The organism is Thiosulfatihalobacter marinus (assembly GCF_016019955.1).
Taxonomy (GTDB): Bacteria; Pseudomonadota; Alphaproteobacteria; order Rhodobacterales; family Rhodobacteraceae; genus Shimia; species Shimia marinus_A.
This window is the reverse complement of the sequence record NZ_JAECRZ010000008.1, coordinates 136,981-162,744: the sequence shown is the minus strand read 5'-3', so window position 1 is coordinate 162,744 and position 25,764 is coordinate 136,981. Positions and strand designations below refer to the sequence as shown.

The window sequence follows — 25,764 nt, the reverse complement described above, 5'->3', positions numbered from 1 at the left end:
GATACATTGCCGCGATCTTGTTCCAACTTGATCCCGCCAATTGCGGCGGGGCGCCTCATTTATGCCTCATTTTTGCCGAATTTGTCCGTTGCGCTCAAGGCTTAGTTTGCGCCAGGGTTAAGAACCGGCCCGCGGCGGCGGCAACTGGTGCGCGAATGCATCAATGTGTGGCCAGAAAAAACGCTTCAAACCCAAGGGTCTACCAGATGTTGTGGGTCATGTCGTCCGGCTCGCTACACTGCAAAGCGCCCGAGCGCCCCCAATCGAACAGGCCGCCCCATGCGGGGCGGCCTGCCACAATCCAGCCATAATTGTCGTGCAAGCGGTTCAGGCCCAGGGGCGTTCTGCCGCGGCGCGTGCCTCGTAGGCGTCGATGGCGTCGGCTTTTTCCATGGTCAGGCCGATATCGTCCAGACCGTTCAGCAGGCAGTGCTTCTTGAACGCGTCCACCTCGAATGGGATGACTTGCCCGTCCGACGTGGTGATTTCCTGGGCTTCAAGATCCACCGTCATGCGGGCATTCGCGCCTTTCTCGGCATCCGCCATCAACACATCCACCTGTTCCTGCGGGAGCACCACGGGCAGGATGCCGTTCTTGAAGCAGTTGTTGAAGAAGATGTCGGCAAAGGCGGTTGACACGACGCACCTGATGCCGAAGTCGGCAATCGCCCAGGGCGCATGTTCGCGCGACGAGCCGCAGCCGAAATTGTCGCCGGCGATCAGGATCTGGGCATCGCGATATTGCGGCTTGTTCAGCACGAAATCCGGGATCTCGCTGCCATCGCGGTTATAGCGCATCTCGTCAAACAGGTGCTTGCCAAAGCCGGTGCGCTTGATCGATTTCAGAAACACCTTTGGGATGATCATGTCGGTGTCGATGTTCACCAGCGGCATGGGCGCCGCGATACCGTGCAGTTTTTCAAACTTTTCCATGTCCAGTTCCTCGTGTTGAGCCCGCCCGACGGCGGGGGACGTTGTATCAGTGCAGTTTCGGGACAGCCTTGGTGGGTGGCAGTCCGTGTTCTTCGAAGTCAAAGCCAACCTCTTGGGCGGCCTGTGCGATAAAGCTGCCGGGGGCGGGTGCGACGCGTTTGTGAACCCGCCCGAGACGTGACGCATAGAGATGCACCGCCAGGGTATCGTCATTCATCCAGCCCTCAACCCCGCCACAGGGATTGAAGTAGATGTCGCCCAGCGACCACGGCACGGGATTGAGAACATGCTCGGGCAGCGCGCGGTCCGACTCGCCATGCTTGTTCAGCATGTAGGTCAGCGCGGGCGGCCCAAGCGCCGTGGCGGTCATCTTGCAGGCCCGCATCAGCCGTTCGTCTTCCGGGCCGTCGCGCAGCCGGTTCAGGATGCGTTTTGACAGCCACGGCGGCACAAAGGTAGGATCGGCGAACCGATTGATCATCCTCTTGAGCGTCGGACTTTGCACCGGCAAACACAGGACGGCGTTGTTGATCCAGCCGCTGCCTTCGTAGCCGAACAGGTAGTCGTCCGGGGCCGAAAGCGGGCGCTGGCACAACACGTCGGCATCGATCCAGATCAGACCCGCATTGCGGATCATGTGCAGACGAAAGATGTCTGCGAACTGGGCGGGGCCGAACTGGCGCAGCATCGCGTCGGGGTAATCGAACACCTCGCGCGCGTGGGCCAGTTCGATGCCGTCAATGCCCGGGTTGGCCATATCGTGGGTGTGGAACAGAAAGACCGGATGCCCATGATGGACAAATGTCATCAGGCACAGCTTGCTGATCCAGTCCAGGCTGTCGCCAACCCAGAGAGTTCCGACCGCCGGCAGGGCGGTCTCCACGATATGCGCGCCCGGCGCCGACATCACATCAGTTCGCGCACGTCGGTCAGCTTGCCGGTCAGCGCGGCGGCGGCGGCCATCGCGGGGGACACAAGATGTGTTCGTCCCTTGAAACCCTGCCGCCCCTCGAAGTTGCGGTTCGAGGTCGAGGCGCAACGCTCATGCTCGCTCAGCTGGTCGGGATTCATCGCCAGACACATCGAACACCCCGCAAGGCGCCATTCGAATCCGGCTTCCTGAAAGATTTCCGCCAGCCCCTCTTCTTCGGCCTGGGCGCGCACAAGGCCCGAGCCCGGGACGATCATGGCACGGATGCCCTCTTTGATCTTCTTGCCCTTGACCAGGCTGGCGACAGCGCGCATGTCTTCGATCCGGCCGTTGGTGCAGGATCCGATAAACACGGTGTCGATTTCGATATCGGTCAGTTTCTGGCCCGGAGTCAGCCCCATATAGGCGAGCGCGCGGCGTGCAGCTTCGACCTTGCCACCCTCGAAATCCTCGGGCGCGGGCACGACGCCGGTGATCGGCAGCACGTCTTCGGGGCTGGTGCCCCAGGTCACGACCGGCTCGATCTCTTCGCCTTTCAGCGTGATCACCTTGTCGAAATGCGCGCCGTCATCGGTAAAGAGCGTTTTCCAGTAGGCCACGGCCTGTTCCCAGGCGGCGCCCTTGGGCGCGTGCGGGCGGCCCATGCAATAGTCGAACGTGGTTTCATCCGGTGCCACGATGCCGGCGCGCGCGCCGCCTTCGATGGCCATGTTGCACACGGTCATGCGGCCTTCCATCGACATGTCGCGGATCACCTGGCCACAATATTCGATCACATAGCCGGTGCCGCCGGCGGTGCCGGTGGCGCCGATGATCGCCAGCGTCACGTCCTTTGGGGTCACACCGGGGCGCAGTTCGCCGGTGATCTCGACCTTCATGTTCTTCGATTTCTTCTGGATCAGCGTCTGTGTCGCCAGGACGTGTTCGACCTCGGAAGTGCCGATGCCATGCGCCAGCGAGCCGAACGCGCCATGGGTGGCGGTGTGGCTGTCACCGCAGACCACGGTCATGCCGGGCAGCGTCCAGCCCTGTTCGGGACCGACGATATGCACGATCCCCTGACGCACATCGGACATCGGATAATAGTGCACGCCAAAATCCCTGGCGTTCTTGTCCAGCGCCGCGACCTGGATTCGGCTGTCCTCGGTCATCTGTGCCGGGTTCTCGCGGCCCATTGTGGTGGGCACGTTGTGGTCGGGAACGGCGATGGTCTTGTCGGGCGCGCGCACCGTGCGCCCGGTCATGCGCAGCCCCTCAAAGGCCTGCGGGCTGGTCACTTCGTGCACCAGGTGGCGGTCGATATACAGAAGGCAGGTGCCGTCGTCGGCCTCGTGGGCCACATGGGCATCCCAGATCTTGTCATAGAGCGTCTTGGGGGACATTGGTCCTCTCCATCGTTGTGTATTGGCTGATATGGTTTCGCATTTTCAGGCGTGCGGAAACACGCCGCGCGCTCATAGAGCGGCGATGACGGATTTGGACTGACCAAAAAAGCGCCAGGGCAAAAAGGCACGGTCGTCGATGTCATAGATGCGTTTCATGGCTTCGCCATACACCCGCGCGCGGATTCCTTCAAGCGGGTGCGTGCCGATGCAAGATCATTGCCGCCACCCGCGCGGGCGTGCATCATGTTGGTGATGGAAGATGAAATCACCACAGACGCCCCGGCGGCAACAGTGGCGGACCAGGGCAGTGTGCTGGACCGCATTGCCGGAGCCGAGCGCGAAATCGTTGAAGCGGTGACAGAGGCCGGCACGACCGAAATCGTGCAGGGCATCTGGCAGCAGGTTCAGGACTTTCTTGAAGGGCTTTTGCGGCCCTGGAATGCCTATCAGGTGGCGATTGCCTTTGGCCTGCTTGCGGTGTCATTTGCCCTGGCCCGCTATATCCAGCCGCGATTTCATGGATGGCTTCGCGAGCGCGAGGGCTGGCCAAAATGGCGGTTTCGCTATGCGATGATGCTGCATCGGCGTATGCCGCTTGTGGTATTCGTGCCGCTGATCTGGATGACGGTCTGGATCATGCGCGATCTGACATGGCCCAGCCGCTCGTATCTGCTGGCGATTCTCGCCAACCTGGCGTCGGCCTGGCTGGTGGTCGTGCTGGTGATGCGGCTGGTGCAGAATTCCGCGCTGCGATCCTTTCTGCGGTATGGTGCCTGGGTCTGGATCACGCTGGTGATCCTGGGCCTGTCCGAGGAAACCATGCAGCTGATGGACAGTATCGCTGTCGAGATCGGCGATTCCCGTCTGACGTTGTGGATGGTGGTGCAGGCGGCGCTGATCCTTGGGCTGACATTCGCTCTGGTGCGGTTCCTGTCGCGGCAGACGGCGTCACGGATTCGCAGCAACGAGGATATTTCGCCCTCGATGCAGGTGTTGTTCGTCAAGTTCCTTCAGGTTCTGCTTTATGGCGCGGCTTTCTTCATCGGGCTGCGCGCCGTCGGTTTTGATTTGCGCGGGCTGGCCTTTCTGTCGGGCGCGATCGGTGTGGGCATCGGGTTTGGCCTGCAAAAAGTGGTGTCCAACCTTGTGTCCGGTGTCATCATTCTGCTGGACAAGTCGATCAAGCCGGGCGACGTGATTTCGCTGGGCGAAACCTTTGGCTGGATCAATTCGCTTTCGGCCCGGTATGTCAGCGTGGTCACGCGCGACGGGCGCGAATACCTGATCCCGAACGAAGACCTGATCACCGGTCAGGTGGTGAACTGGTCGCATTCCGACACCTATGTGCGTCTGGATATCTATTTCGGCACTGCCTATGGCGATGATCCTCACGAGGTGCGCAAGATCGCCATCGAGGCTGCCAGAAGTGTCGAGCGCGTGCTGAGCTTTCCAAAGGCGCCTGTTTGTCACATCGTCGGCTTTGGCGACAGCAGTGTGGATTATATCCTGCGCTTCTGGATCGACGATCCCACCGGCGGTCTGACCAACATTCGCGGCAATGTCTACCTTGCCCTGTGGGATGCGTTTCAGGCCGCGGGGATTTCGCTTCCCTTCCCGCAACGCGAGGTGCGGATGCTGAACGAGCCGTCACGCCCCCTAGATGCCGAGTAGCAACAAAGCGCCCGCGGCGGAGCGCCAAATATTGAGAAGTGGGGATGAGGATGCTATCGTAATGCCATGCCCGGCACCGGGGCTTTGTGGTGCGTCGCAAGGAGGGCAGACTTCTGTCTTTGAATACCGACGTGGCTGATGCTACTGATACCGGTCCGGTTGTGACCCCGGACCAGACCGATACGACAAGCGAGGACTTGCTTGCCCGTATCCTGACATCTCTCGAAGAAGACAAGGCCGAAGACATCGTGCAGGTCGACCTGCGCGGAAAGTCGTCGATCGGCGATTACATGGTGATCTGTTCGGGGCGCTCAAGCCGCCAGGTGGCGGCGATTTCCGAAAAGCTGGTGGAACGGCTGAAGGCCGAATTCGGCCGCGGCGCCAAGGTTGAAGGCAAGGATGCCGGCGACTGGGTGCTGATCGATACCGGCGATGTGATCGTGCATGTGTTCCGGCCCGAAGTGCGCGAGTTCTACCAGCTGGAAAAGATGTGGTTGCCGACCGGAACCGCCTGAGGTTTCGCTGACGGCGCGCGCGCCGAAAGGACGAGAGAATGGCACTGAAGGTGCATATCTGCGCCGTTGGTCGGCTGCGGCCCGGCCCCGAGCGCGACTTGCTGGACGATTATCTTGAGCGGTTCGACCGTACAGGGCGGGCGTTGGGGCTTGGCCCCGTCACGGTACATGAGGTGGAGGACCGCAAGGGCGGCGGCATGGCAGCCGAGGCGGGTTTGTTGCAGGGCGCCCTTCCGCGCGGGGCGGTGATCTGTGTGCTGGATGAGCGCGGCAAGCTGATGGGATCGCCCGGGTTCGCCGAACGGATCGCGGGCTGGCGCGATGACGGGCGCGGCGATCTGGCATTTGTCATTGGCGGCGCGGATGGGGTGGATCCCGGTTTGCGTGCGCAGGCGGATTTCCGGTTGAGTTTTGGTAAGATGGTTTGGCCACATATGCTTGTTCGCGTGATGCTGGCCGAGCAGTTGTACCGTGCCGCCTCGATCCTGTCGGGCGCGCCGTATCATCGGACGTGACAGGGGGCGCTGCCCCCGCCGCGCCAGGGCGCGACCCCCCCGGAGTATTTCTGGCAAAATGAAGAGGCGGTGGCGCAGGGGGGGTGGGATGTGCCATTGCGTGGATGGTGTGTAAGTCGCGTCCTTGACAGCGGATCAGCCTTCTTCGCGGTCGCGAAGAAGAGCGGCGCGGGAGTGCGAGGCAAATTCGCGGCGCCAGAGAACGTAGGTGGTGAGGATTGCACTTGTGATCAGCGCCAGCGGACCGAAAATCCATGCCGTCGCCGCCAGGCCGAAATAAACCGAGCGCATCGCCCGGTTGAAGCTGCGCGAGGCGGTTATGTTGATTTCGGCAGCGATTTCGGCGCGCGGCAACCCCTTGGGATCATTCGGGTTGTTGGGGACGGAGGACATCACGACCGAACAGTAGCCAAACAATCGGTGCGCCCAGACAAACTTCAGGAACGCATTGGCGACAAAGATCAGCATGACGAGGATCTTGATTTCCAGTTTGATCGGCGGTGTGTCCATCACGGCAAAATCCGCCGCCACACCCGCGAGTTTTTCCGCGCTTCCGATGACGGCCAGCCCGCCCCCGATGGTGATCATTGTGGCCGAGGCGAAAAAGGCTGTGCCCTGCCGCAGGTTGGAGAGAATCTGGGCGTCGAAAACGCGGGGATTCCGATCCAGGAAAACGCGCATCCATTCGCGCCGGTAGTGACCCATGAGATGCGAAACGGATGGGTGTTTTTTCGGAGGGTTTTCAATGAGATAGCCTATGCCGAGCCAGGTGGCGAACAGCAGGGCAAAGGCGCCGAAATCGGTGCCGGAAAACAGTTGCAATCGGTCGGTCCAGATCATGGGGCAACCCTATCGCGACAGTTTATCGCTTGCCACCCCGCAAAATTGGTTATAAAAAATTACCAATTATTGGGAGGTGTCTCATGGACATGCCAGTTCCGAACCCTGACGTGTTGTCTCGCAAGGCGCAGATCGTTGCGCGTTTGCGGCAGGTGCTGCCAACGGAAGCGGTGATCGACGACCCTGTGGAGACGCGGGCCTATGAGTGCGATGCGCTGACCGCCTATCGGTGTCCGCCTCTGGCGGTTGTGCTTCCGTCCAGCACCGCCGAGGTGGCGGCGGTGCTGAAGCTTTGTCTGGCCGAAGGGGTGCCGGTGGTGCCGCGCGGGGCCGGGACATCGCTGGCCGGTGGCGCGATGCCGACCGAGGATTCGGTGATCCTTGGCGTGGCGCGTATGGGGGAGGTGCTTGAAGTTGATTATGAAAACCGTTTCATCAGGGTTCAGACCGGGCGCACGAACCTGAGCGTGTCGGGCGCGGTGGAAGAGCGGGATTTCTTTTACGCGCCGGATCCGTCGAGCCAGCTGGCCTGTGCCATTGCAGGCAATATCGCGATGAATTCCGGAGGTGCGCATTGCCTGAAATACGGCGTGACGACGAACAACCTTTTGGGGGTGACGCTGGTGACGATGGAGGGCGAGATTGTCGAGATCGGCGGCGCCCATCTGGACGCTGGCGGTCTGGATATTCTGGGGCTGATCTGCGGTTCTGAGGGTCAGTTGGGGGTTGTCACCGAGGCGACGCTGCGCATTCTGCGCAAGCCGGAAGGTGCCCGGCCTGTCCTGGTGGGGTTTGATTCCAATGAAGTGGCCGGCCAGTGTGTGAGTGACATCATCAAGGCAGGTATCCTGCCGGTGGCCATCGAATTCATGGATCGTCCGTGTATCCGGGCGACCGAGGCATTTGCCGGGGCCGGATATCCGGATTGCGAGGCGCTGTTGATCATCGAGGTCGAGGGCAGCGACGAGGAGATCGAGGCGCAGTTGTCGCGTATCATCGCGATTGCGAAGCAGCATGATCCGGTTGAGTTACGTGAAAGTGGCAGCGCCGAGGAAAGTGCCCGCATCTGGCTGGGCCGGAAATCGGCCTTTGGCGCGATGGGGCAGATCAACGACTATATGTGTCTGGACGGAACCATCCCGGTCAGCCAGTTGCCGCTTGTGTTGCGTCGGATCGGAGAGATGTCGCGGGACTTCGGGCTGGACGTGGGCAATGTGTTTCATGCGGGGGACGGGAACATGCACCCGTTGATCCTGTTTGACGCCAACAAGCCGGGAGATCTGGAAAAATGCGAGGCGTTCGGGGCGGAGATCCTGAAGCTGTGTGTCGAGGTGGGCGGATGCCTGACAGGCGAGCATGGCGTGGGGATCGAGAAACGTGATCTGATGATCAGCCAGTACACAGAGCAGGATCTGGAAATCCAGATGGCGGTCAAGGATGTGTTCGATCCCTCCTGGCTGTTGAACCCGGCCAAGGTGTTTCCCCTGAAGGCCAGTGATGCGCGGCGTGCCGCGGCGCAATAAGGGGCGTTGCCCCCTCTGCCCCGGTCCAGCCGGGGCATTCACCCCCAGGATATTTAGGGCCAAAAGAAGATGATGAGACCGGAAAACGAGGCCGCGTTGGCCGAACTGGTGGCGGGGGCGGCGGTGCCCTTGCGGGTGATCGGGGGCGGTACCCGCGATATTGGCGTGCCGGTGGAAGGCGATCCGGTGCGTGTGGACGGATTGTCGGGTGTCTCGCTTTATGAGCCGGGCGCGCTGACCCTGGTTGCCGGGGCAGGAACGCCGGTGGCGGAGATTGACGCGGTGCTGGCGGCGGAGGGGCAGAGGCTTGCCTTTGAGCCGATGGATCATCGCGCGCTGTTGGGAACGCAGGGCACGCCCACGATCGGCGGGGTTGTGGCGGCGAATGTCTCTGGCCCGCGGCGGATACAGGTTGGCGCCTGCCGCGACTCGGCGCTGGGGGTGCGGTTTGTGGATGGGCGGGGGCAGGTGCTCAAGAATGGCGGACGGGTGATGAAAAACGTGACCGGCTATGATCTTGTGAAGCTGATGGCCGGTTCCTGGGGCACTTTGGGCATTTTGAGTGAAGTGGCGTTGAAGGTGCAGGCGATCCCGGAAACCGAGGCGACGTTGGTGGGGCGCGGGCTGGATGCGCGCGCGGGCATTGCCGCTTTGTCGGCGGCGTTGGGGTCGCCGTTTGATATCAGCGGAGCGGCATGGTTGAGCGAAGGCGGAGAGGCCCGGTTGCGCATCGAGGGGCTGGCGGATTCCGTGGCGTACCGTTTGCGGCGGCTGGGTGCGGAGATTTGCGCCGGTTGGGACATTCACGAGGCCGCAGCAAGTGCGGCATTGTGGGGTGAATTGCGCGATGTGGTCCCCTTGGTAGAGACGCCCGGAATTGTATGGAGGGTTTCGGTCAAGCCGTCCGATGCGCCTGTCCTTCTGGAGGCGCTGGACGGGCCGGTTGCGGTTTGCGATTGGGGCGGGGGTTTGATCTGGCTGGTGATGCCCGAAGAAAACGACGGCGGCGCCGTGGTTGTTCGCGAACAGGTCGCCCGCCTAGGCGGGCATGCGACATTGGTGCGCGCGCCCGGCGCGTTGCGCCGCCGGGTGGCGGTTTTCCAGCCTGAGGCGCCGGCGCTGGCTGCGCTGTCCAGGGGGCTGCGCGCCCGGTTCGATCCGCGCGGGATTCTCAATCCCGGCCTCATGGGGTAAGGCAAGATGCAAACGACATTCACGAAAGAACAGCTTCGCGATCCCGGTATCCAGCGGGCCAATGAAATTCTGCGGGCCTGTGTGCATTGCGGTTTCTGCACCGCGACCTGCCCGACATATCAGATTCTGGGGGACGAGCTGGACAGCCCGAGGGGCCGCATTTACCAGATCAAGGATATGCTGGAAAACGAACGCGACCCGGACCCCAGGACGGTTCTGCATATCGACCGGTGCCTGTCCTGTCTGGCCTGCATGACGACCTGCCCGTCCGGCGTGCATTACATGCATCTTGTGGACCATGCGCGCGAATATATCGAAAACCGCTATCGGCGGCCTTTGATGGACCGGCTGTTGCGATGGACGCTGGCGCGGATCCTGCCGTATCCCACGCGATTCCGGCTGGCGCTTTTGGGGGCCAGGATCGGGCGGCCATTCGCGTTTCTGATGCCCGATGCGCGGTTGAAGGCGATGTTGGACATGGCGCCCAGACACATTCCTCCGGTCAGCCGCAACGATGATCCGCAAAGTTTTGCGCCGTCCGGTGCCCGGAAGATGCGCGTAGCGCTGATGACGGGCTGTGCGCAAAAGGCGCTGAATACCGACATCAACGATGCCACGATCCGGTTGCTGACGCGGCTGGGCTGTGAGGTTGTTGTCGCCAAGGGGGCCGGGTGTTGCGGGGCTCTGACCCACCACATGGGCAAGACCGAAGAGAGCCATGCGACCGCAGCGAGGAATATCCGCGCCTGGGTGGGTGAGATGGATGGGGACGGGTTGGATGCCATCGTGATCAACACGTCCGGGTGCGGCACGACCGTGAAGGACTATGGGTTCATGTTCCGCAACGCACCATTGGCCGAAGACGCCAGACGGGTCAGCGAGATCGCCATGGATGTGTCCGAGCTTCTGATGAAGCTGGACCTGCCCCAGGGCGAAGACAAGGGAACGGTCGTGGCCTATCACGCGGCGTGTTCGCTTCAGCATGGGCAACAGATCAAGACATATCCCAAGGACTTGCTGAAACGGGCGGGGTTTGCCGTTGTCGAGCCGGCCGACAGCCATTTGTGCTGTGGATCTGCCGGCACCTACAACCTGATGCAGCCCGAGATTTCGCAACAGCTCAAGGCGCGCAAGGTGCGCAGCCTGGAGGCCAAACAGCCCGATATCATCGCCGCCGGGAATATCGGCTGCATGATGCAGATCGGCGGGGGAACAGACGTGCCAATTGTTCATACAGTTGAATTGCTGGACTGGGCAACGGGTGGCCCGCAACCGCCGGCGCTGACGGCCGAGGGCAAGCGGGCGCCCGATATTCCGATCCTGCGCTGATCCGGCGGCCCGAACCCGACATGGTGCTGCCGCAATTCCGCCCGGCGGCGTTGATATTTGGTGGGCAAAGACATGTGGAGGATCGCCCCGTGGGCCGGATTTTGACGCTTCTTCTGACTTTGGCCCTTGCCGGGGGCGCCTGGGCGCAGGACACTGGCTTGCGCCAGATGAATACCGGTGAAGACAGCAAGGGCTGGGGCGGTGTCGGTCGGTTGGAAATCGGCGGGCGCAGTTTTTGCACCGGCTCGCTGATTGCGCCTGACCTGGTGCTGACGGCGGCGCATTGCCTGTATGATCGCAAGTCAGGCCTGCCCATCGATGCCGCCAAGATCGAATTCCGGGCAGGGTGGCGCAATGGCCGGGCCGAGGCCTATCGATCCGTGCGCCGGGCGGTGGTGCATCCCGATTATCAATACACCGCACAGGGCGGCGCCAAACGCGTCTTGAATGATCTTGCGGTCCTGCGATTGTATCGGCCGATCCGCAACACCACGATCATCCCGTTTGAAACTGTCGGGCGCATTCGGAAGGGCGCACAGATCGGGGTGGTTTCCTATGCGGTTGGCCGCGAGGACGCGCCTTCGTTTCAGGAGATGTGCCGCGTTCTGGGCCGCCAGCAGGGAGTTTACGTGATGTCCTGCAGTGTTGATTTCGGAAGCAGTGGCGCGCCGGTGTTTGCGTTTGTGGATGGCGCGCCGCGTATTGCCTCGGTGGTGTCGGCCAAGGCCGAGATGCAGGGGTCCAAAGTGTCTTTGGGCATGGGGCTTGACGGTCCTTTGGAGGTTCTGCTGGCAGAGCTGGACGAGAACCGGCCGGTTGCCATCAAGCGACTGAGTGCCGAGGAAGACCGGCGCAGCACCGGGGCGAAATTCGTGCGCGCCGACGGGGGTTGAATCCGCCCGATCCTTTCCCAAATATGCTGTATCGGGGCGCCGGTTACCGGGCTCCGGGATGGTGGTCTGTCCCGCAGGGAAGGCCGCAAGAAGCAACAACTGCTATCGCTCATGATGGAGGATAAAACATGCGCAGTTTTGATTTTGCACCGCTGTATCGGTCGACGGTCGGGTTTGACCAGTTGGCCAACATGATGGATCGCGTCCTGTCCAACGAAGTTGGGCAGTCAAGCTATCCGCCCTACAATATTGAAAAAACCGCCGAAGATGCCTATCGGATATCGATCGCCGTAGCCGGTTTTTCGGCCGATGATCTGTCGATCGAAGTCAAGGAAAACGCGCTGGTTGTGACCGCGCGCAAGGCCGACGATGATGATGACAGCAAAACATATCTGCATCGCGGCATCGCCACCCGCGCGTTCGAACGCAGGTTCCATCTGGCGGATCATGTGCGCGTCACCGGGGCAAGCCACGCCGACGGGATGCTGCATATCGATCTGGAACGTGAGATCCCCGAGGCGCTGAAGCCGCGCCGCATTCAGATCGCCCGCGCGGACCAGCCGCAGATCGAGAAGGATGTGGTGGACGCTAAGGCGGTCAACTGACCCCTGTTCCCTATCACGTAGTCGCGCGCGCCGGGTTCCGGCGCGCGTTTTTGATGGTCTGAACGGTTGCGGATCCAGCGGGGATCGGACAGTGTTTTCCGGTAACTGCTGAACAAGGCAACGATCCCTGTGAATCTGGCCGCGCTGCGATCCGCGAATTTCCGAACCTATGTGACCGGCAGCATTTTTGCGCTGCTGGCGATCTGGATGCAGCGTGTGACCATTGGCTGGATCGCGTGGGACATGACCGGTTCATCCAGTTTTGTCGGGCTTGCCGCCCTTGTGCAATTTTCGCCGGCGATCGTCTTGTCACCCCTGTTCGGGGTCTGGGTAGATCGGCTGGACGTGCAGCGCGCGATCATTGTTGTGCAGGGTGTCAATTTCGGGGTGATGGCGGGCTTTTTCGGGTTTTACGTGATGGGATGGCTGACACCGGTCACGATGATTGTCCTGACCCTGATTTCCGGCATTGCACTGGCGGCCAACCATCCGATGCGCATGTCGCTGTCGCCCAGGTTGGTGCCGCGCGGCATGGTGGCCTCGGTGGTGACGATCGTGGCGATCAATTTCAACGTCGCCCGAACGCTGGGCCCGGCGCTGGGGGGCGTGTTGATTGCCTGGCTGGGTGTCGGTGCAACGCTGTTGGTTCAGGCGGTGCTGATTGTGCCGTTCATATTTGCCCTTGGTCGGCTGGAGGTGCGACCAAGCCGGAAAGAGGGGGTATCGCAGGAGCCGTTTGGCAAGGCGTTGGGGCTGGGGCTGTTGCAGGTCTGGAACAACGCCGTCATCTGGCGCGCCATGATGATCGGCGGGGCGCTGGCAACCGTGGCGCGCGGTGTGCTGGAAATCCTGCCGCCTTTGGCGGATGGTGTGTTTCAACGCGGCCCGGAGGGGCTGGGCGTTTTGCTGACGGCGACGGGGCTGGGCGCCGTTTGTGGCGGATTTTTCAAAGCCGTTCTGCCCCCGCAATCCCCCGGCAGCGTTCCGATCCTGACGCAGGTGGTGATCGTTCTGGGGCTTTTGATGGTGGCGGCTCTGGGCGCGGTATCGGCGTGGCCGGTGGCATTGGGCATCGCCGCGGGCATTGCCTTTGTCACCACGCTGTCCGCGATTTCCATGCAGACCGCGATCCAGATGGAACTGGAAGACGACATGCGGGGGCGTGTGATGAGCCTTTGGGCCGTGGTCGTTGCCGGGGGGGCGTCGATCGGGGCCGGCGCCCTGGGGATTGCCGCGGACATCATAGGGTTTCAGGAAACGCTGGTCTTTGCGGGGCTTGTCGCCTCTGCCGGGCTGGGGCTTTATCTGGTTGCAATTCGGCTGCGCGGGTAAGGCGCGGCCTGGCGCCAGAGTGCATGATCACGTACACAAGCAAATTGTTAACATCATTGGCCTAGCCTGCAAGCCTTCAGGGAGAGCATGGCGTTGATGACACCGGCCCAGATCGAAACCGTTCAAACCAGTTTTGAGGCGGTGTTTCTTCGGAAAGCTGAAATCGCCGGTGCGTTCTATGCGCATTTGTTCCGCGCCATGCCCGAGGCGCGCGAATTGTTCAGCCGGGACATGCATCATCAAAGGGAAATGTTTGCCAGCATGTTGGCGATCACCGTGCGCTTGCTCAACCGTCCGGGCGAATTAAACGAGGTCGTTGACCGGCTGGCTCAGGTGCATGGCAGGTTCACGATCGCGCCGGATCAGTTCGCCCTGGCCGGAACGGCGATTGTCGCGGCGTTTCGCGACGTTCTGCAAGACCGGTTCACGCCCGATGTGGAACAGGCGTGGAAGCAGGCAACGCAAAAGCTTGTGTCCCGCGTTGCCCTTCAGTTGAAGGATTAAACCGACATGCAGATGTATTTCATCTCCAGATAGTCATCGATGCCATGATGGCTGCCTTCGCGCCCCAAGCCGGATTGTTTGACACCGCCAAAGGGGGCGACTTCGGTCGAGATGATGCCGGTGTTTACGCCGACGATGCCGTATTCCAGCGCCTCGGCAACCTTGTAAACGCGGCTGAGATCCCTGGCATAGAAATACGAGGCAAGGCCGAAGATCGTGTCATTTGCCATGGCGATCACTTCGTCTTCGTCGTGAAATCTGAACAGCGGGGCAAGGGGGCCAAAGGTTTCATCTCTGGCAAAGGCCATGTCCGGGGTCGCGCCGGTCACGATGGTCGGCTGAAAGAAGGTGCCGCCCAGTTCAGACGGGTTGCCACCCAGGATGACCGTGCCGCCCTTTGCCGTGGCGTCGGCAATATGATTCTGTACCTTGTCCACGGCTTCGCTGTTGATCAGCGGGCCAAAAACAGTGTCCTCTTCCAGCCCGTCGCCGACCTTCATGGTCGCAACCCGCGCCTTCAGCTTGGCGGCAAAGGCATCATAGACACCGGCCTGCACATAGATGCGGTTGGCGCATACACAGGTTTGGCCGTTGTTGCGGAACTTGCACAGGATCGCGCCTTCGACGGCGGCATCCAGATCGGCGTCGTCAAACACGATGAAGGGCGCGTTGCCGCCCAGTTCCATCGAGCATTTCATCACGCTGTCCGCGGCCTGGCGAAGCAGGATGCGGCCCACCTCGGTGGAGCCGGTAAAGGTGAGCTTGCGCACGGAGTCGTTTTCGCAGAATTCCTTGCCGATGTCGCTGGCGCGCGAGCTTGGCAGGATGTTCAGAACCCCGGCCGGAATGCCCGCCCGGTCCGCCAGCACCCCCAGAACAATGGCCGACAGGGGCGTTTCCGCCGCCGGGCGGGCCACGAACGCACAGCCCGCCGCCAGCGCCGGCCCGGCCTTGCGGGTAATCATCGCGTTGGGGAAATTCCACGGTGTGATCGATGCCGCCACGCCGATGGGCTGTTTGAGAACCGTGATCCGCTTGTCGCGCTGGTGGCCCGGAATGGTCTCGCCATAGATGCGCTTGGCTTCTTCGGCAAAGAATTCGATAAATGACGCTCCGTAGCCGATTTCGCCCACGGCTTCGGACAGGGGTTTGCCCATTTCGGCGGTCAGGATGATGCCCAGGTCCCGCTGGTTTTCGATCATCAGGTCGAACCATTTGCGCAAGACGGCGGCGCGTTCCTTGCCGGTCCATTTCGCCCAGTCCTTCTGGGCGGTTTCGGCGGCGGCAATGGCCAGGGCCGCCTGCGCCCGGCTGATGTCGGCGACGCTGGCGATCACGTCGCCGCGCGCCGGATTTGTGACATCGAAGGTTGCGCCGTCTTCGCCGTCTACCCAACGACCGTTGATATAGGCGCGGGTTTCCAGCAGGGTCGGGTCGGCAAGGAGGGATTTCAGGTTTGTGGTGGTGTCGAGCATAACGGACTCCGGTGTTGGCGTGTCGGTGCGACCATTTTTGATCAAATTCAACTTGTCAAGCAAATCGGGAACAAGAGCGAAGAACGGGAGCGATTTATGGATCTGGATGATGCCTATGCAAATGCCGCCTACATCACAAATGCGGAGGCCTATCCGCCGCGCTGGACCCAGGCGGCTGCGGCGTTTCGTGCCCGCCACGGCGGCGAATTGGCTGTGCCCTATGGCGAAAGCACGCGTCAGGCGTTTGATTTGTTCCGGCCCGAGGGTATCGCCAGGGGGGTGTTCGTGTTTGTCCACGGTGGTTACTGGCTAAAATTCGACCGCAGCTATTGGTCTCATCTTGCCGGGGGGGCGTTAAGGCATGGCTGGGCGGTGGCGATGCCGTCCTATGATCTGGCGCCGACGGTGCGCATTTCCCGGATCACGCAGCAGGTGGCGCAGGCGGTGGCTCGGGCGGCGGCCATGGTGGACGGTCCGATCCTGCTGGCCGGGCATTCCGCAGGTGGGCATCTTGTGGCGCGGATGGCGTGCACCGGTGGTCTGCCTGAACAGGTTGCGCGGCGGTTGCGCCATGTCGTGCCAATTTCGCCCGTCGCGGATTTGCGCCCGCTGATGCGCACCTCCATGAATGCCGATCTCAGGCTGGACGATGAAGAGTGTTTTGCGGAAAGCCCTGTGTTGCTGTCGCCACAGGAGGGTGTGAAAACGACGGTCTGGGTGGGGGGCGATGAACGCCCGGCCTTTCTGGATCAGGCGCGTTGGCTGAGCACCGCCTGGGGGTGCGATCGTATGGTTGCGGGCGGCAGGCATCATTTTGACGTGATCGATCCGCTGGCCGATGCCGGCAGCGATTTGTCGCGATTGCTGTTCGCGGCTCAGCCCGGCTGAAAGCAGGGGCGAACGTCACCGGGGGCCGGGCGGGCGTGATAGACGCCGCGTGCAATCGCCCGCGCCAGGCAGGTTGCCGCCGCATGGCCGAGCCACAGCGTGTCCGCCTGGGGATCGCCCATCGCCCGGGCATCGGTGGACAGGGCAAAGACCAGATCGCCGTCATGCGGGGTATGTGACGGAACCAGCGCGCGGGCCATGCCGTCATGCGCTGCCGTTGCCATGCGCGTGCACTGGGCCTGGGTGAGCTGTGCGTCGGTGGCAACGATGGCGATAGTGGTGTTGCGCGCATCCAGCTTTGTGGCCGGCAATGTCCCGGGCGCGGTGCGCAGGCACCCGGCCGCGCCGAATTCGTCGCCGATTTCCCAGGGAGCCGCCCAGAAATGGGCGCCGTCGGGCGAGGCATCTCCAAGCGCATTCACCGCAACAAGCGCGCCCACGGTATGGCCCGAAGGCAGGACCATGGATGCCGAGCCAAGCCCGCCCTTGTGCGAGGCCAATGTCGCGCCGGTTCCCGCGCCCACCGAGCCGAGCGCAAATGTTTCACCGGCGGCCGCAAATGCCCTGGCACCCAGGGCGCGATAGGGATTCTGCGCCCAGGTCTTGGTCCCGCCATTCAGGAGATCGAACAGGATCGCCGCCGGCACGATGGGAACAACCTGATCCCCCACGCCATAGCCGCGCCCCTGTGCGCGCAGCTCATCGGCCACAGCCGACGCCGCGTCCAGGCCAAAGGCCGACCCGCCGGACAGAACAAGTGCATCCACCTGTTGAACGGTCTTGTCGGGTGCCAGCAGATCGGTTTCGCGCGTTCCCGGTGCCCCGCCCATGATGCTGACGCCACAGGTGAATGGCCCGTCCGACAGCAAGACGGTGCTGCCGGTCTTGATAGCGTCGTCCTGGGCGTTGCCCACCTTCAGGCCCGCGATATCGGTGATCAGGTTCCTGGGCCCGGTCTGCATCGATGTCTCCTGCATGTCTCGCGAAGTGACACTAGCGGGCCTGTCGTCGCTGGCAAGCGCCGGATGTCGCAAATCCGCTTGCGACGGTGGCGCGGAATCGGGCAAGGAGGTGCCAGAGCGTGTGGCGATGGCGTCGCCACGCGGCCCTGTGACTTTCAGTGCCGTATGCTTGTACCCAAACAGTCCTGAACGCCGGGACCTCTTTGATCGGAGGTCAAAATGACTGCACGTCCAGAATTCTACCGCTTCCACAATGGCGAAAAGGCACCATTGCAATTTGACGATGCCGAATATGCCAGCCGGCTTTCCGGGTTGCGCCGGATCATGTCCGAAACCGGGGCAGAGGCCGCGGTGCTGACATCCATGCACAATGTTTCGTATTATTCGGGCTTTACCTATTGTTCATTCGGTCGGCCCTATGCGCTGGTGGTGACGCAGGCCGACTGCGTCACGATCTCGGCCGGGATCGACGCGGGTCAGCCTTGGCGGCGCTGTTATGGTGACAATATCACCTATACGGATTGGCAGCGCGACAATTTCTGGCGCGCGATCCGGTCTGTAACGGGCGAAGGCGCGGCCATCGGATGTGAAAGCGATCACCTGACCCTGATGCAACGCGAAAAACTGGACAGCTTTCTGGCGCCATCGCGCCTTGTGGACCTGTATGACGCCACAATGAAGCAGAGGATGCACAAATCGGTGGCCGAAATCGAGCTGATCCGCGCGGGTGCGGCCGTGGCGGATGTGGGCGGTTACGCGATCCGCGACGCGATCCGCGAAGGCGTGCGCGAGATTGACGTGGCCATGGCCGGGCGCGATGCGATGGAGCTGGAAATCGCGCGGCGTTTCCCGGAAGCGGAATACCGCGATACCTGGGTCTGGTTTCAGTCCGGGATCAATACCGATGGCGCGCACAACCCGGTCACGGGGCGCAAGTTGCAGAGGGGCGATATCCTGTCACTGAATACGTTTCCCATGATCTCGGGCTATTATACCGCCCTGGAGCGCACGTTGTTCGTGGGCGAGGTGGATGCGGCGTCGCTGGAGTATTGGCAGGCCAATGTGGGCGCGCATGAGCTGGGCATTTCCTTGCTGAAACCGGGGGCATCCTGTGCCGAGGTGACACATGCCATCAACGCGTTTTTCGAGGAACGCGACATGCTGCAATACCGGACCTTCGGGTATGGGCATTCCTTTGGCGTGTTGTCGCACTACTATGGCCGCGAGGCCGGTCTGGAACTGCGCGAAGATATCGACACGGTGCTGGAGCCGGGCATGGTGATCTCGATGGAGCCGATGTTGACCATCGCCAACGGTCAGCCAGGCGCTGGCGGGTATCGCGAACATGATATCCTGGTGATCACCGAAGACGGGAATGAGAATATCACCGGATATCCCTATGGGCCCGGTTTCAACGTTGTGGGGTGAACCGGTTGGGAAGAGGGCGCGCTCCTCTTCCCGGACCCGGATTTCGCGCACTTCCCTTTGTCTTGCGCATTTGCAACACTCTGAGCGAATTGCAGACGGGTTGATGTAAATGGGCGTAACATTCCCCATATCTGACCCAACTGGTTGATAAAAGGGAGTGTTTGATGGCTGATTTTGATGCCCAGGTGCGCGAATCTCAGGAACAGGTGGCTGCGGCGCAGGCCAAGATCGCCGAATTGACCACCCGGATCGAAACCGCGCGGGCCAAGATAAAAACCGGCGACGATATTGCCATAGACATCGAAAACGCCTCGTTGGACGATGTGCATGCCCATACCGACGTAATGAACGCCAACATTGCCGAACTGATCATGGGGCTGGACGATGTGACATCGGCCTTTTCCAAGGATTTCGACGAAATGCGCGACAAGACCGGCTGGGAAAGCCTTGTCGGTGTCTTCAGCCGCGCGAAATCGGAATCGATGCGGCAGGACCGTATTCGCACCGCCAGCATCGACGACAAGCTGCAAGACCTGATTGCAAAGTCGGATGTGATCACCCGGTTGCTGGAAGATCAGCTGGCAGTCTTGAACGAGCAGAAAAGCCGGGTTGAAACCAATCTGACCGAGACTCTGGACGAACGCGAGGTCACGGTGGGCGCCCTGGAAACGGTTCGGGCCGAGATCCTGACGATGGATCCCCGGATCATCGCGCTGGAGAACAAGATTGCGGTGGAACAGGATGCCGCCGCGCGAACCAAGCTGGAAAGTGAACTGGCCGAGCTGAACGCCGGTTACAATGCGCTGGTGCAGGACGAACAGGTCAAGCTGGCCAAGTCGCAAACACTGGAACGCTATATCGAAAAGGGCAAAACCTGGATCGATTCTCTGCAAAACCAGGCGGCCACACAGATGGTGCTGATCAACAAGCTGCAAACCGATACCAGGCAACGGGTGGTTCTGTACGATGCGCTGACCAAATCGCTGAAGACGGCGCAACAACAGGATGTGGCGCACCGGATCAACGAAATCGGGGTCGAGACCGACAAGGAAGCCCAGGCCAGCATGGCGGCGATCGGCACGGCGACCAATCAGCGTATGGCCGACATGATGGAAGCCCACGAGGAACACATGGTCTATGCGCGCGATGTTCTGGAGGCCAAGGCCAAGGCGGATGAACGCTTTGCCCGCCGATTCCAGAAGATTGTCGAGAAACACGACAAGAACCTTTATGGCGCCTGATCGCCTGTGGCGGACACAGACATGAGCGACACAACCCGGGACCACAAGGCGCTCTTGGATACCTATGCATCGCGGCGGTATTTCCGGAAATTCGAGCGCATCACGGATCACCTGACCCGGGTTGCCGGAACGCGGGCGGCCGAAGGCGCGCTGAGTGATCTGGATGTATCCGTCATGACGCGCTATCTGCGGGCCATCAGCCACACATTCCGCGCGCTCAGCATGAAATACCTACTGGTTGGCCGTGAAACGGGGCGGTTTTTCGGATCTCTGTCCTTTGATGCGGTGGAAAGCGGGTTTCCGGTGTTCAACGAGCTTCTGGTCATGGCGAATGACGCGCAGCAGGCTCAGACCCATCTGCGCAACTTGCCCTCGGCCGAAGACCTGAAGGACCAGATGCTTCGGATCATCATCGGTGAACGCGATATCCCGGTAAAGTTGCAGTTCGCGCTGTCCCAAAGACTGTATTATGAGGAGTTGCTGCGCGGCGATCTGTTCTGGGCGCAGAACCATCCCCAGGTCGAGTGGATCGAGAACAAGGAGGATCGGCGGCGGTATCTGTTGCATTGGGCGGTGTATGACAGTCAGGTCAACCTGCCGACGATCTATCTTCTTGACCTGGAAGACAGCGGGCGTGTGGCGCTTCCCAAGGACGAACGGCGCTGGCCGGAAGTGCAGGCGCATCTCATAGCGCAAAGCCTGGGCGGGCTGAAGCTGGTGACGATTGCCCGCGGGTTTGACGAGAGCTTTGACGATCTGCACCCCAAGCGCCTGCGCCGGTATCACGTTGGCCCGATGTATTCGAGCGCGTTCACGCGTCAATCGGGGCCGTTGCGCGACGTTCTGGAACAGGCCCGCGCGCCCGAAGGCGAAGACTGGGCGCTGGCATGGACGGTGGAGGAGCTTTTGTCAGAACGGGTGAAGGAAGAGCGGGCCGGGTGGTTTTCCACCGTGGAGCGCGAGGTGTTCGCGCTGGATCCGTTTTCGGGCCGGGGGGTGGATACCGGGGCGACCCGCATGGAGCGCGCAATCATCGTGCCGCAACGTCCGTTTCAGGTGCTCGAAGAGCTGAACCCGCCCGGTTTCGCCAGCGTGCGAAAATATGTGGTGAGCCCTCGGGGACAGGTGCTGAGTTATTGAATGGCCCGCGCGCGGGCCATGCCTGCGGCGCGAGTATTTATTGGCAAAATGAAGAATGGGGTCTTGAGAAATGAGCCTGACTAGCGATCAGATGGAGCTGCGGGAAGAGGACATTCGCAAGCACTATGATGCCGCTGTGGCTTTGCTTGACGGTTTTGATCATACCCCGCGCATCGCCAAGGCAAAGACAGCGGACAGGACTCAGGAACGCTCGCCCGGAATTGCCGGGCGTCGGCGGTTTCGGTCCACCACGCCGGGGCTTGTCACCCGGTCCACGGCCCGGCCCGAAGGGGTGCATCTGGTTGCCCGGGTGGAGGGCGCGGACGGGGGCGATCCGCTGGTGTCTCCGGTGCAGGCCAACGTGTTGCACGGGTTGCGCCGTGCTCTGGCAATTGCGCTGGCGGTCGGCGAAACCTTTTCGGAGGCGTCGGGGCTGGGTGGTTTGAAGCGCGACAATCTTGCCGGGTCGCTTGGTGGTGATCGCAAGACCGAATTCAGCGAATTGCTGAGCGCCGAGGCGCTTGTGGTGGCGCATGTCTTTGCCAATGCAACCGCGTTTCTGCTGGCGCCGCATATCGGCGAAACCCCGGTCGAGGTGGGCGAGGTTGAGGAGGTGCTGACCGACAATGCGCAGGTGGCGTTGCATGGTGTGCTTTGGGAACTGGATCAGGATATTGCCGCACATGTCAGCGATGAAACGCGGCTGGTGGCATGTGTCTGTGCCTTTGCCGAGCAAGTGATGGAAAAGCTGGCCCTGCGTGCCCAGAGTGCCGGAAGGCTGGCGGGGTTTACCGGGGCGAGCTGGCGTATCGAGGCGGATGATCTGACGATCAATGGGTTCATGCCGGCGCGGGCTGTCCGGGGTACGGCCCTGACGATGACTTTCAAGAAGCCCAATGAGGTTGTCGGAAATCATATCGCAAAATACCAGGCGATGCGCCTGTCCAAGATGCTGATGGCGTATGATTTTGACCGCAAACTGAACCCGTTTGCTGACCTTGGCGGCTTTATCTTTACCTTCATGGGGGATGGCAAGCCGGGGACGGGCAAGACGACGTTGATCCAGATGATGGCGGGGCTGATCAACGACTATTGCCAGGCGGCGGGGTATCCGTTCCGCTATCAGAACCTCAGCACCGACAATATCGACAGCTATCAGGGAAAGTCGGGCCAGAACGCCAAGGCTTTCATCAATGCAATAATCGATCCGATGGTGATCGGGTTCGGTACGATTGACGATATCGATCAGTTGGCGGGCAAGCGCGGCGACCGGCAATCCTCGGCGGGGCAGCTGGAGATCACGGCGGTGCTGATGGAGAGCTTTGCCGGGGCCAACACCGTGGTGCGGGGGAACTGTACTTTTGGCATGTTCTCCAACTACCCCGAGAACGTGGACGATGCCCTGCGTCAGCGGGCCGGGGCGCGGTTTCTTGTGGATGGGCCGCAAACGCGCGAGGATTATATCGACATTCTGGCCCTGTTGATGGGCAAGAACCACGACATTCCGCTGGGCGATCATGACCTGTTCGCGGCGCAGGCGATCCAGAGGGCAGTGGCCGCGAGTTTCGAAAGCCATTCCCGCCCGCACGAGGCGGGGCTGATGAATGTCTTTGACAGGGTGCATGACCAGATCGGAGAACTGAACACGATTGCCAGGCTGGGCATCTATCTGAAGGCGATCCAGCAGGCGGATGAGCGGTTTACCGGGCGCGCGGTCAAGAACATCACCGACGCGGTCAAGGTGCGCGCGATGGATTTCGAACTGCCGGATGAATGGATGGAGGCGCCCGAGCTTTTCCTGTTCCAATCCTATGAACGCAAGAAGGACATGATTTCGGCGTTGCAGGTGCCGATCACGGTGGAGATGGTGATCCAGGAGATCAATCGCTATGCCGATAGCGAGTTCCGCTATGCCGACAAATCGGACGAGGCGGCGATTGCCGACGCCGTGCGTGACATGCGGCGGATGGAAGAGGCCAAGCGGCGGTATCTGAAGGGGGATGGGTGATGTTGGTCTGGCTAAGCTTCGGGTCTGACCGCGGGTCTTGCCCCTTGGCTAACAAGGTCCGGAAATCGGCCCGGGACAGGCGCACCGATGCAGGAGCGTCGTTGGTATCGTATGGCGGAGGCCGGTATGCACAGGCTGATTGAACGTGGCCTTATGTTCGGCAACCTTGTCGAGGTGGACTCGCCCGTGCTTGTCGAGCGCTACAACCGCGCGCTCAGGCATCTGACGGGCAAGTCCACGGCGCTGACGGATTTCCATATCGACATCTCCGGTTTCTCGCCCGAGATCGGGGACGAACTGAATGATCCGGCCTATCTGAACCAGGGCGGCTGCAACCGGCAGTTCATTTTGCTTACGACCGAACAGAAGACGGCGCCGTTGCTGAATGCCAAATTCTCGACCAGCCGCGATATCCTTCGGCAGTTCATTGCAGTCAATGAACCGCAGCTTTTCGCGCTGACGGCGCGGGATTGTGTGGCGGGGGAGCTGGTGAATTCTGTGTTCAGCGTGTCCGATCCGGTACGTTTGTTCGATATCCGCAAGGTCGAGATCGAGGCGGATACCACAGAGGGTACGTTGCGTGATGCGGATGAGCTGGCCGCGATGGTGGACCGGTTCAAGGGCGAGGAAGACGCCTGGTTTGACGATGTGCTGATCGCCGACATGATCACCCTGGCCAAACGCACCGGCGACGTGACGCGCAATCCGGTGCGGCTGAAAAACATGACGTTTCAGCAGGACAATTTCTGGACGGCCCATTTTGGCGGAGTGTACATTTTTCGAGGGGTTGAGCACCCGGCGGCGATTGCACGCACAGACAAGGCCCGGTTGGGCGCATTGCCGATCCGGCAGGTTCTCGAATTCGGAGATGTCAATCCGATTGCCAGGTTTCTTGCCGAAAATGATCTGGTGGAGCCCATCGTCAAGGCGCGGGGCATAGATGCAAGCGCCATCCTGCGCCAGAAGATGGATTTCATTGTTGTGGACGCCGCGCAGGACGCGGGCGTAGACCTGACGGGCGCCACGCGCCGGGACATTCGCGCCCTGGCGCGCGCCAATGCCGACCGGCTGCCGCCTGAATATCACGGGCTGCGCGCGCTGGTCAGCTGGGCCGAGAGCGATGGGCCCTGGCCCCGTATCAACAGCGATCATCCGGCCTATTTCTATTCGTTGCGCGCTGCGGACACGCCCGACAAGGCGTTAGTGAACATGCTGTTGGCCGAGCTTGCACCCAAGGATGTGCGCCAGTTGTTCATCTGTCACAAAGAGGCGTTTTATGCCGCCTATGCCGGATGGTCCCAGACCAAGAAATCCTATGTCGCCGATTTTCTTGACCGCGAGTATCAGGCCGACAAGACCGGTGCGCGGGCTGCGCTTTTCGGGCATGATGCGCCCATGCAGGAACCGCCCCCCGTGCCGCGCGATGGCCTGATCGCACGCGTCGGCCCCTGGGGCGCGGTGAGGAGATAGACGATGTTTGCTTTGGCCCGGTTGACAGTGATCGGACTTGTTGTCCTGACGGTGATCTATATCTGCCTGTCGCTGTATTCCCGCAGTGTCCGGCGCGGAAAACTGAAAGCGCAATGGGACCGCGAGGGCATGACCGGCGATCGGGACGCATGGATCGACAAGGGGCTGCGGGACTTTGATGGCTCTTTGCGCCGCAAGTTGATCCTGGGGGTCTATATCGTGCCGGTCACGTTGGTGATCGTGTTGATCTATTTCATGAATTTCTACTAAGGAGGGCCACAGGGATGGTCTATGTCAAATGGGGATTCTGGGGGCTGTTCTGGCTGCTGGTCGCGGCGTTCTTTCATTATACGCTGCCGCAGAACGATATTGCCCGGATCACGGATACCTATGAAAAGCGGATCGATTTCGGGGAGAATTCCATTTTCTGGGCGGCGCCTGACGCGGGCAACAACACCGCAACGATCAATCGCGATGTGTTCTTCATCCAGACCAAGCGCCCGAATGGCAAGGTGATGGTTTACCGCAACGAGGATACATCCGCAGGGTGGCCGCCCTATTTCAAGTTCGATACCTCCAATCTTCAGGCCGAGGCGGCCGATCTGAGGTCAACTGCCGAAAGCCCGCGCTGGGTGGCGATCAAGCACTATGGCTGGCGCAACGAGTTCCTGTCGATCTATCCCAACGCGGTTGGTGTCAAGCCGGTGGACGGCCCGGATGCAAGGATCATTCCCTGGTTGAACATCATCATCCTGGTCCTGTTTTTCGCGTTGGTTTGGGCGATCTGGGTACGTTGGCGCCGGTTCCGACGGGCCCGTATAGATCCTGTGCTGGAAGAAATGGGCGACAGTTTTGAAGCTGCCGGTGACAGCATTGCCGAAAAGCGCGGGCGGTTGTCGCGCTGGCTGGACAGTTGGCGCGGTAAGCCGCGCCGCTGAAGCGGGAGGGTCGCGTTTTCTGCAATGCGGCAATGCGGGATTGT

Annotated in this window: 24 protein-coding genes; 18 read left to right on the top strand and 6 right to left on the bottom strand. The window is 61.2% G+C overall.

From position 1 onward, the window contains the following. Nucleotides 1–327: 327 nt before the first annotated feature. From leuD to leuC, 3 genes are read right to left on the bottom strand one after another with little or no spacing between them, the layout of a single operon-like run. On the bottom strand, nucleotides 328–933 hold the full coding sequence (leuD, locus tag I3253_RS13520) for a 3-isopropylmalate dehydratase small subunit (protein ID WP_197918375.1): 606 nt from the start codon (nucleotides 931–933) through the stop codon (nucleotides 328–330). Between the two features lie 46 nt (nucleotides 934–979). Further along, entirely contained in the window at nucleotides 980–1,840 is an 861-nt protein-coding gene (locus tag I3253_RS13515; protein WP_197918373.1) for a glycosyltransferase family 32 protein, read from the bottom strand. Continuing rightward, nucleotides 1,840–3,246 carry a 3-isopropylmalate dehydratase large subunit gene (gene leuC / locus I3253_RS13510; protein ID WP_197918370.1) on the bottom strand — a complete coding sequence of 469 codons (1,407 nt, stop codon included), beginning with the start codon at nucleotides 3,244–3,246 and terminating at the stop codon, nucleotides 1,840–1,842. Before leuC ends, I3253_RS13515 begins: the two co-directional genes overlap by 1 nt. A 255-nt stretch (nucleotides 3,247–3,501) precedes the next feature. On the opposite strand from leuC, the gene I3253_RS13505 reads away from it, so the two are divergent. From I3253_RS13505 to rlmH, 3 genes are all read left to right on the top strand, one after another. After that, the gene (locus tag I3253_RS13505; RefSeq protein ID WP_197918434.1) at nucleotides 3,502–4,920 is read left to right on the top strand and encodes a mechanosensitive ion channel family protein; all 1,419 of its coding nucleotides are present in this window, start codon (nucleotides 3,502–3,504) and stop codon (nucleotides 4,918–4,920) included. A 131-nt stretch (nucleotides 4,921–5,051) separates the two neighbouring features. Continuing rightward, on the top strand, nucleotides 5,052–5,435 hold the full coding sequence (gene rsfS / locus I3253_RS13500; RefSeq protein ID WP_332255703.1) for a ribosome silencing factor: 384 nt from the start codon (nucleotides 5,052–5,054) through the stop codon (nucleotides 5,433–5,435). A gap of 44 nt (nucleotides 5,436–5,479) precedes the next feature. Further along, the gene (gene rlmH / locus I3253_RS13495) at nucleotides 5,480–5,950 is read left to right on the top strand and encodes a 23S rRNA (pseudouridine(1915)-N(3))-methyltransferase RlmH (protein WP_197918405.1); all 471 of its coding nucleotides are present in this window, start codon (nucleotides 5,480–5,482) and stop codon (nucleotides 5,948–5,950) included. 135 nt (nucleotides 5,951–6,085) lie between these two features. Here the strand turns inward: rlmH and I3253_RS13490 are convergent, their stop codons facing one another. Further along, nucleotides 6,086–6,790, bottom strand: a complete 705-nt coding sequence (locus I3253_RS13490) for a DUF599 domain-containing protein (RefSeq protein WP_197918367.1) — start codon at nucleotides 6,788–6,790, stop codon at nucleotides 6,086–6,088. Between the two features lie 83 nt (nucleotides 6,791–6,873). On the opposite strand from I3253_RS13490, the gene I3253_RS13485 reads away from it, so the two are divergent. The 7 genes from I3253_RS13485 to I3253_RS13455 all read left to right on the top strand — a co-directional run bounded on the left by I3253_RS13485 (nucleotide 6,874) and on the right by I3253_RS13455 (nucleotide 14,170). After that, entirely contained in the window at nucleotides 6,874–8,313 is a 1,440-nt protein-coding gene (locus I3253_RS13485; protein ID WP_197918365.1) for an FAD-linked oxidase C-terminal domain-containing protein, read from the top strand. Between the two features lie 72 nt (nucleotides 8,314–8,385). Further along, entirely contained in the window at nucleotides 8,386–9,507 is a 1,122-nt protein-coding gene (locus I3253_RS13480; RefSeq protein ID WP_197918363.1) for an FAD-binding protein, read from the top strand. Between the two features lie 6 nt (nucleotides 9,508–9,513). Next, the gene (gene glcF / locus I3253_RS13475) at nucleotides 9,514–10,836 is read left to right on the top strand and encodes a glycolate oxidase subunit GlcF (RefSeq protein WP_197918361.1); all 1,323 of its coding nucleotides are present in this window, start codon (nucleotides 9,514–9,516) and stop codon (nucleotides 10,834–10,836) included. A gap of 89 nt (nucleotides 10,837–10,925) precedes the next feature. Then, nucleotides 10,926–11,729, top strand: coding sequence for a trypsin-like serine peptidase (locus tag I3253_RS13470; RefSeq protein WP_332255702.1), 804 nt, complete (start codon nucleotides 10,926–10,928; stop codon nucleotides 11,727–11,729). Between the two features lie 128 nt (nucleotides 11,730–11,857). After that, the gene (locus I3253_RS13465; protein ID WP_197918356.1) at nucleotides 11,858–12,334 is read left to right on the top strand and encodes an Hsp20 family protein; all 477 of its coding nucleotides are present in this window, start codon (nucleotides 11,858–11,860) and stop codon (nucleotides 12,332–12,334) included. 129 nt (nucleotides 12,335–12,463) lie between these two features. Next, entirely contained in the window at nucleotides 12,464–13,666 is a 1,203-nt protein-coding gene (locus I3253_RS13460) for an MFS transporter (RefSeq protein ID WP_197918354.1), read from the top strand. A gap of 96 nt (nucleotides 13,667–13,762) precedes the next feature. Next, nucleotides 13,763–14,170: a globin domain-containing protein gene (locus I3253_RS13455; protein ID WP_232272154.1), complete on the top strand. Its 408-nt coding sequence runs from the start codon at nucleotides 13,763–13,765 to the stop codon at nucleotides 14,168–14,170. Here the strand turns inward: I3253_RS13455 and I3253_RS13450 are convergent. Continuing rightward, nucleotides 14,167–15,645 (bottom strand): NAD-dependent succinate-semialdehyde dehydrogenase, encoded by a 1,479-nt coding sequence (locus I3253_RS13450; protein WP_197918351.1) that lies wholly within the window; start codon nucleotides 15,643–15,645, stop codon nucleotides 14,167–14,169. The two genes, I3253_RS13455 and I3253_RS13450, sit on opposite strands and share 4 nt — an antisense overlap. A 96-nt stretch (nucleotides 15,646–15,741) precedes the next feature. Between I3253_RS13450 and I3253_RS13445 the strand changes: the two genes are divergently transcribed. Further along, nucleotides 15,742–16,533: an alpha/beta hydrolase gene (locus tag I3253_RS13445; protein ID WP_197918349.1), complete on the top strand. Its 792-nt coding sequence runs from the start codon at nucleotides 15,742–15,744 to the stop codon at nucleotides 16,531–16,533. Here the strand turns inward: I3253_RS13445 and I3253_RS13440 are convergent. Next, entirely contained in the window at nucleotides 16,521–17,495 is a 975-nt protein-coding gene (locus tag I3253_RS13440; RefSeq protein ID WP_197918348.1) for a P1 family peptidase, read from the bottom strand. The two genes, I3253_RS13445 and I3253_RS13440, sit on opposite strands and share 13 nt — an antisense overlap. Before the next feature lie 219 nt (nucleotides 17,496–17,714). Here I3253_RS13440 and I3253_RS13435 point away from each other — a divergent pair, with 219 nt between their 5' ends. The 7 genes from I3253_RS13435 (at nucleotide 17,715) to I3253_RS13405 (ending at nucleotide 25,720) form a co-directional block, all read left to right on the top strand. After that, nucleotides 17,715–18,923: an aminopeptidase P family protein gene (locus tag I3253_RS13435; RefSeq protein WP_197918346.1), complete on the top strand. Its 1,209-nt coding sequence runs from the start codon at nucleotides 17,715–17,717 to the stop codon at nucleotides 18,921–18,923. A 164-nt stretch (nucleotides 18,924–19,087) separates the two neighbouring features. Then, nucleotides 19,088–20,164: a hypothetical protein gene (locus I3253_RS13430; RefSeq protein WP_197918344.1), complete on the top strand. Its 1,077-nt coding sequence runs from the start codon at nucleotides 19,088–19,090 to the stop codon at nucleotides 20,162–20,164. 21 nt (nucleotides 20,165–20,185) lie between these two features. Beyond that, on the top strand, nucleotides 20,186–21,304 hold the full coding sequence (locus I3253_RS13425; protein WP_197918342.1) for a hypothetical protein: 1,119 nt from the start codon (nucleotides 20,186–20,188) through the stop codon (nucleotides 21,302–21,304). A gap of 70 nt (nucleotides 21,305–21,374) precedes the next feature. Continuing rightward, nucleotides 21,375–23,312: an AAA family ATPase gene (locus I3253_RS13420; protein WP_197918341.1), complete on the top strand. Its 1,938-nt coding sequence runs from the start codon at nucleotides 21,375–21,377 to the stop codon at nucleotides 23,310–23,312. Nucleotides 23,313–23,438: 126 nt separating this feature from the next. Then, nucleotides 23,439–24,782 carry a DUF6638 family protein gene (locus I3253_RS13415; protein ID WP_197918339.1) on the top strand — a complete coding sequence of 448 codons (1,344 nt, stop codon included), beginning with the start codon at nucleotides 23,439–23,441 and terminating at the stop codon, nucleotides 24,780–24,782. 3 nt (nucleotides 24,783–24,785) lie between these two features. Further along, nucleotides 24,786–25,052, top strand: a complete 267-nt coding sequence (locus tag I3253_RS13410; protein WP_197918337.1) for a hypothetical protein — start codon at nucleotides 24,786–24,788, stop codon at nucleotides 25,050–25,052. A 14-nt stretch (nucleotides 25,053–25,066) separates the two neighbouring features. Next, a complete protein-coding gene (locus I3253_RS13405) occupies nucleotides 25,067–25,720 on the top strand; it encodes a DUF1523 family protein (protein ID WP_197918336.1) in 654 nt (217 codons plus the stop codon). Nucleotides 25,721–25,764: the final 44 nt, after the last annotated feature.

Excerpts from the sequence above, each read along its gene's own strand:
- I3253_RS13485 (WP_197918365.1), top strand. The coding sequence starts at position 6,874 with ATGGACATGCCAGTTCCGAACCCTGACGTGTTGTCTCGCAAGGCGCAG.
- I3253_RS13415 (WP_197918339.1), top strand. The coding sequence starts at position 23,439 with ATGCACAGGCTGATTGAACGTGGCCTTATGTTCGGCAACCTTGTCGAG.
- I3253_RS13515 (WP_197918373.1), bottom strand. The coding sequence starts at position 1,840 with ATGTCGGCGCCGGGCGCGCATATCGTGGAGACCGCCCTGCCGGCGGTC.
- I3253_RS13430 (WP_197918344.1), top strand. The coding sequence starts at position 19,088 with ATGGCTGATTTTGATGCCCAGGTGCGCGAATCTCAGGAACAGGTGGCT.
- I3253_RS13450 (WP_197918351.1), bottom strand. The coding sequence starts at position 15,645 with ATGCTCGACACCACCACAAACCTGAAATCCCTCCTTGCCGACCCGACC.
- I3253_RS13440 (WP_197918348.1), bottom strand. The coding sequence starts at position 17,495 with ATGCAGACCGGGCCCAGGAACCTGATCACCGATATCGCGGGCCTGAAG.
- I3253_RS13435 (WP_197918346.1), top strand. The coding sequence starts at position 17,715 with ATGACTGCACGTCCAGAATTCTACCGCTTCCACAATGGCGAAAAGGCA.
- I3253_RS13505 (WP_197918434.1), top strand. The coding sequence starts at position 3,502 with ATGGAAGATGAAATCACCACAGACGCCCCGGCGGCAACAGTGGCGGAC.
- leuC (WP_197918370.1), bottom strand. The coding sequence starts at position 3,246 with ATGTCCCCCAAGACGCTCTATGACAAGATCTGGGATGCCCATGTGGCC.
- I3253_RS13410 (WP_197918337.1), top strand. The coding sequence starts at position 24,786 with ATGTTTGCTTTGGCCCGGTTGACAGTGATCGGACTTGTTGTCCTGACG.
- I3253_RS13490 (WP_197918367.1), bottom strand. The coding sequence starts at position 6,790 with ATGATCTGGACCGACCGATTGCAACTGTTTTCCGGCACCGATTTCGGC.
- I3253_RS13445 (WP_197918349.1), top strand. The coding sequence starts at position 15,742 with ATGGATCTGGATGATGCCTATGCAAATGCCGCCTACATCACAAATGCG.
- I3253_RS13425 (WP_197918342.1), top strand. The coding sequence starts at position 20,186 with ATGAGCGACACAACCCGGGACCACAAGGCGCTCTTGGATACCTATGCA.
- I3253_RS13455 (WP_232272154.1), top strand. The coding sequence starts at position 13,763 with ATGACACCGGCCCAGATCGAAACCGTTCAAACCAGTTTTGAGGCGGTG.
- leuD (WP_197918375.1), bottom strand. The coding sequence starts at position 933 with ATGGAAAAGTTTGAAAAACTGCACGGTATCGCGGCGCCCATGCCGCTG.
- I3253_RS13405 (WP_197918336.1), top strand. The coding sequence starts at position 25,067 with ATGGTCTATGTCAAATGGGGATTCTGGGGGCTGTTCTGGCTGCTGGTC.
- I3253_RS13420 (WP_197918341.1), top strand. The coding sequence starts at position 21,375 with ATGAGCCTGACTAGCGATCAGATGGAGCTGCGGGAAGAGGACATTCGC.
- I3253_RS13480 (WP_197918363.1), top strand. The coding sequence starts at position 8,386 with ATGAGACCGGAAAACGAGGCCGCGTTGGCCGAACTGGTGGCGGGGGCG.
- I3253_RS13465 (WP_197918356.1), top strand. The coding sequence starts at position 11,858 with ATGCGCAGTTTTGATTTTGCACCGCTGTATCGGTCGACGGTCGGGTTT.
- glcF (WP_197918361.1), top strand. The coding sequence starts at position 9,514 with ATGCAAACGACATTCACGAAAGAACAGCTTCGCGATCCCGGTATCCAG.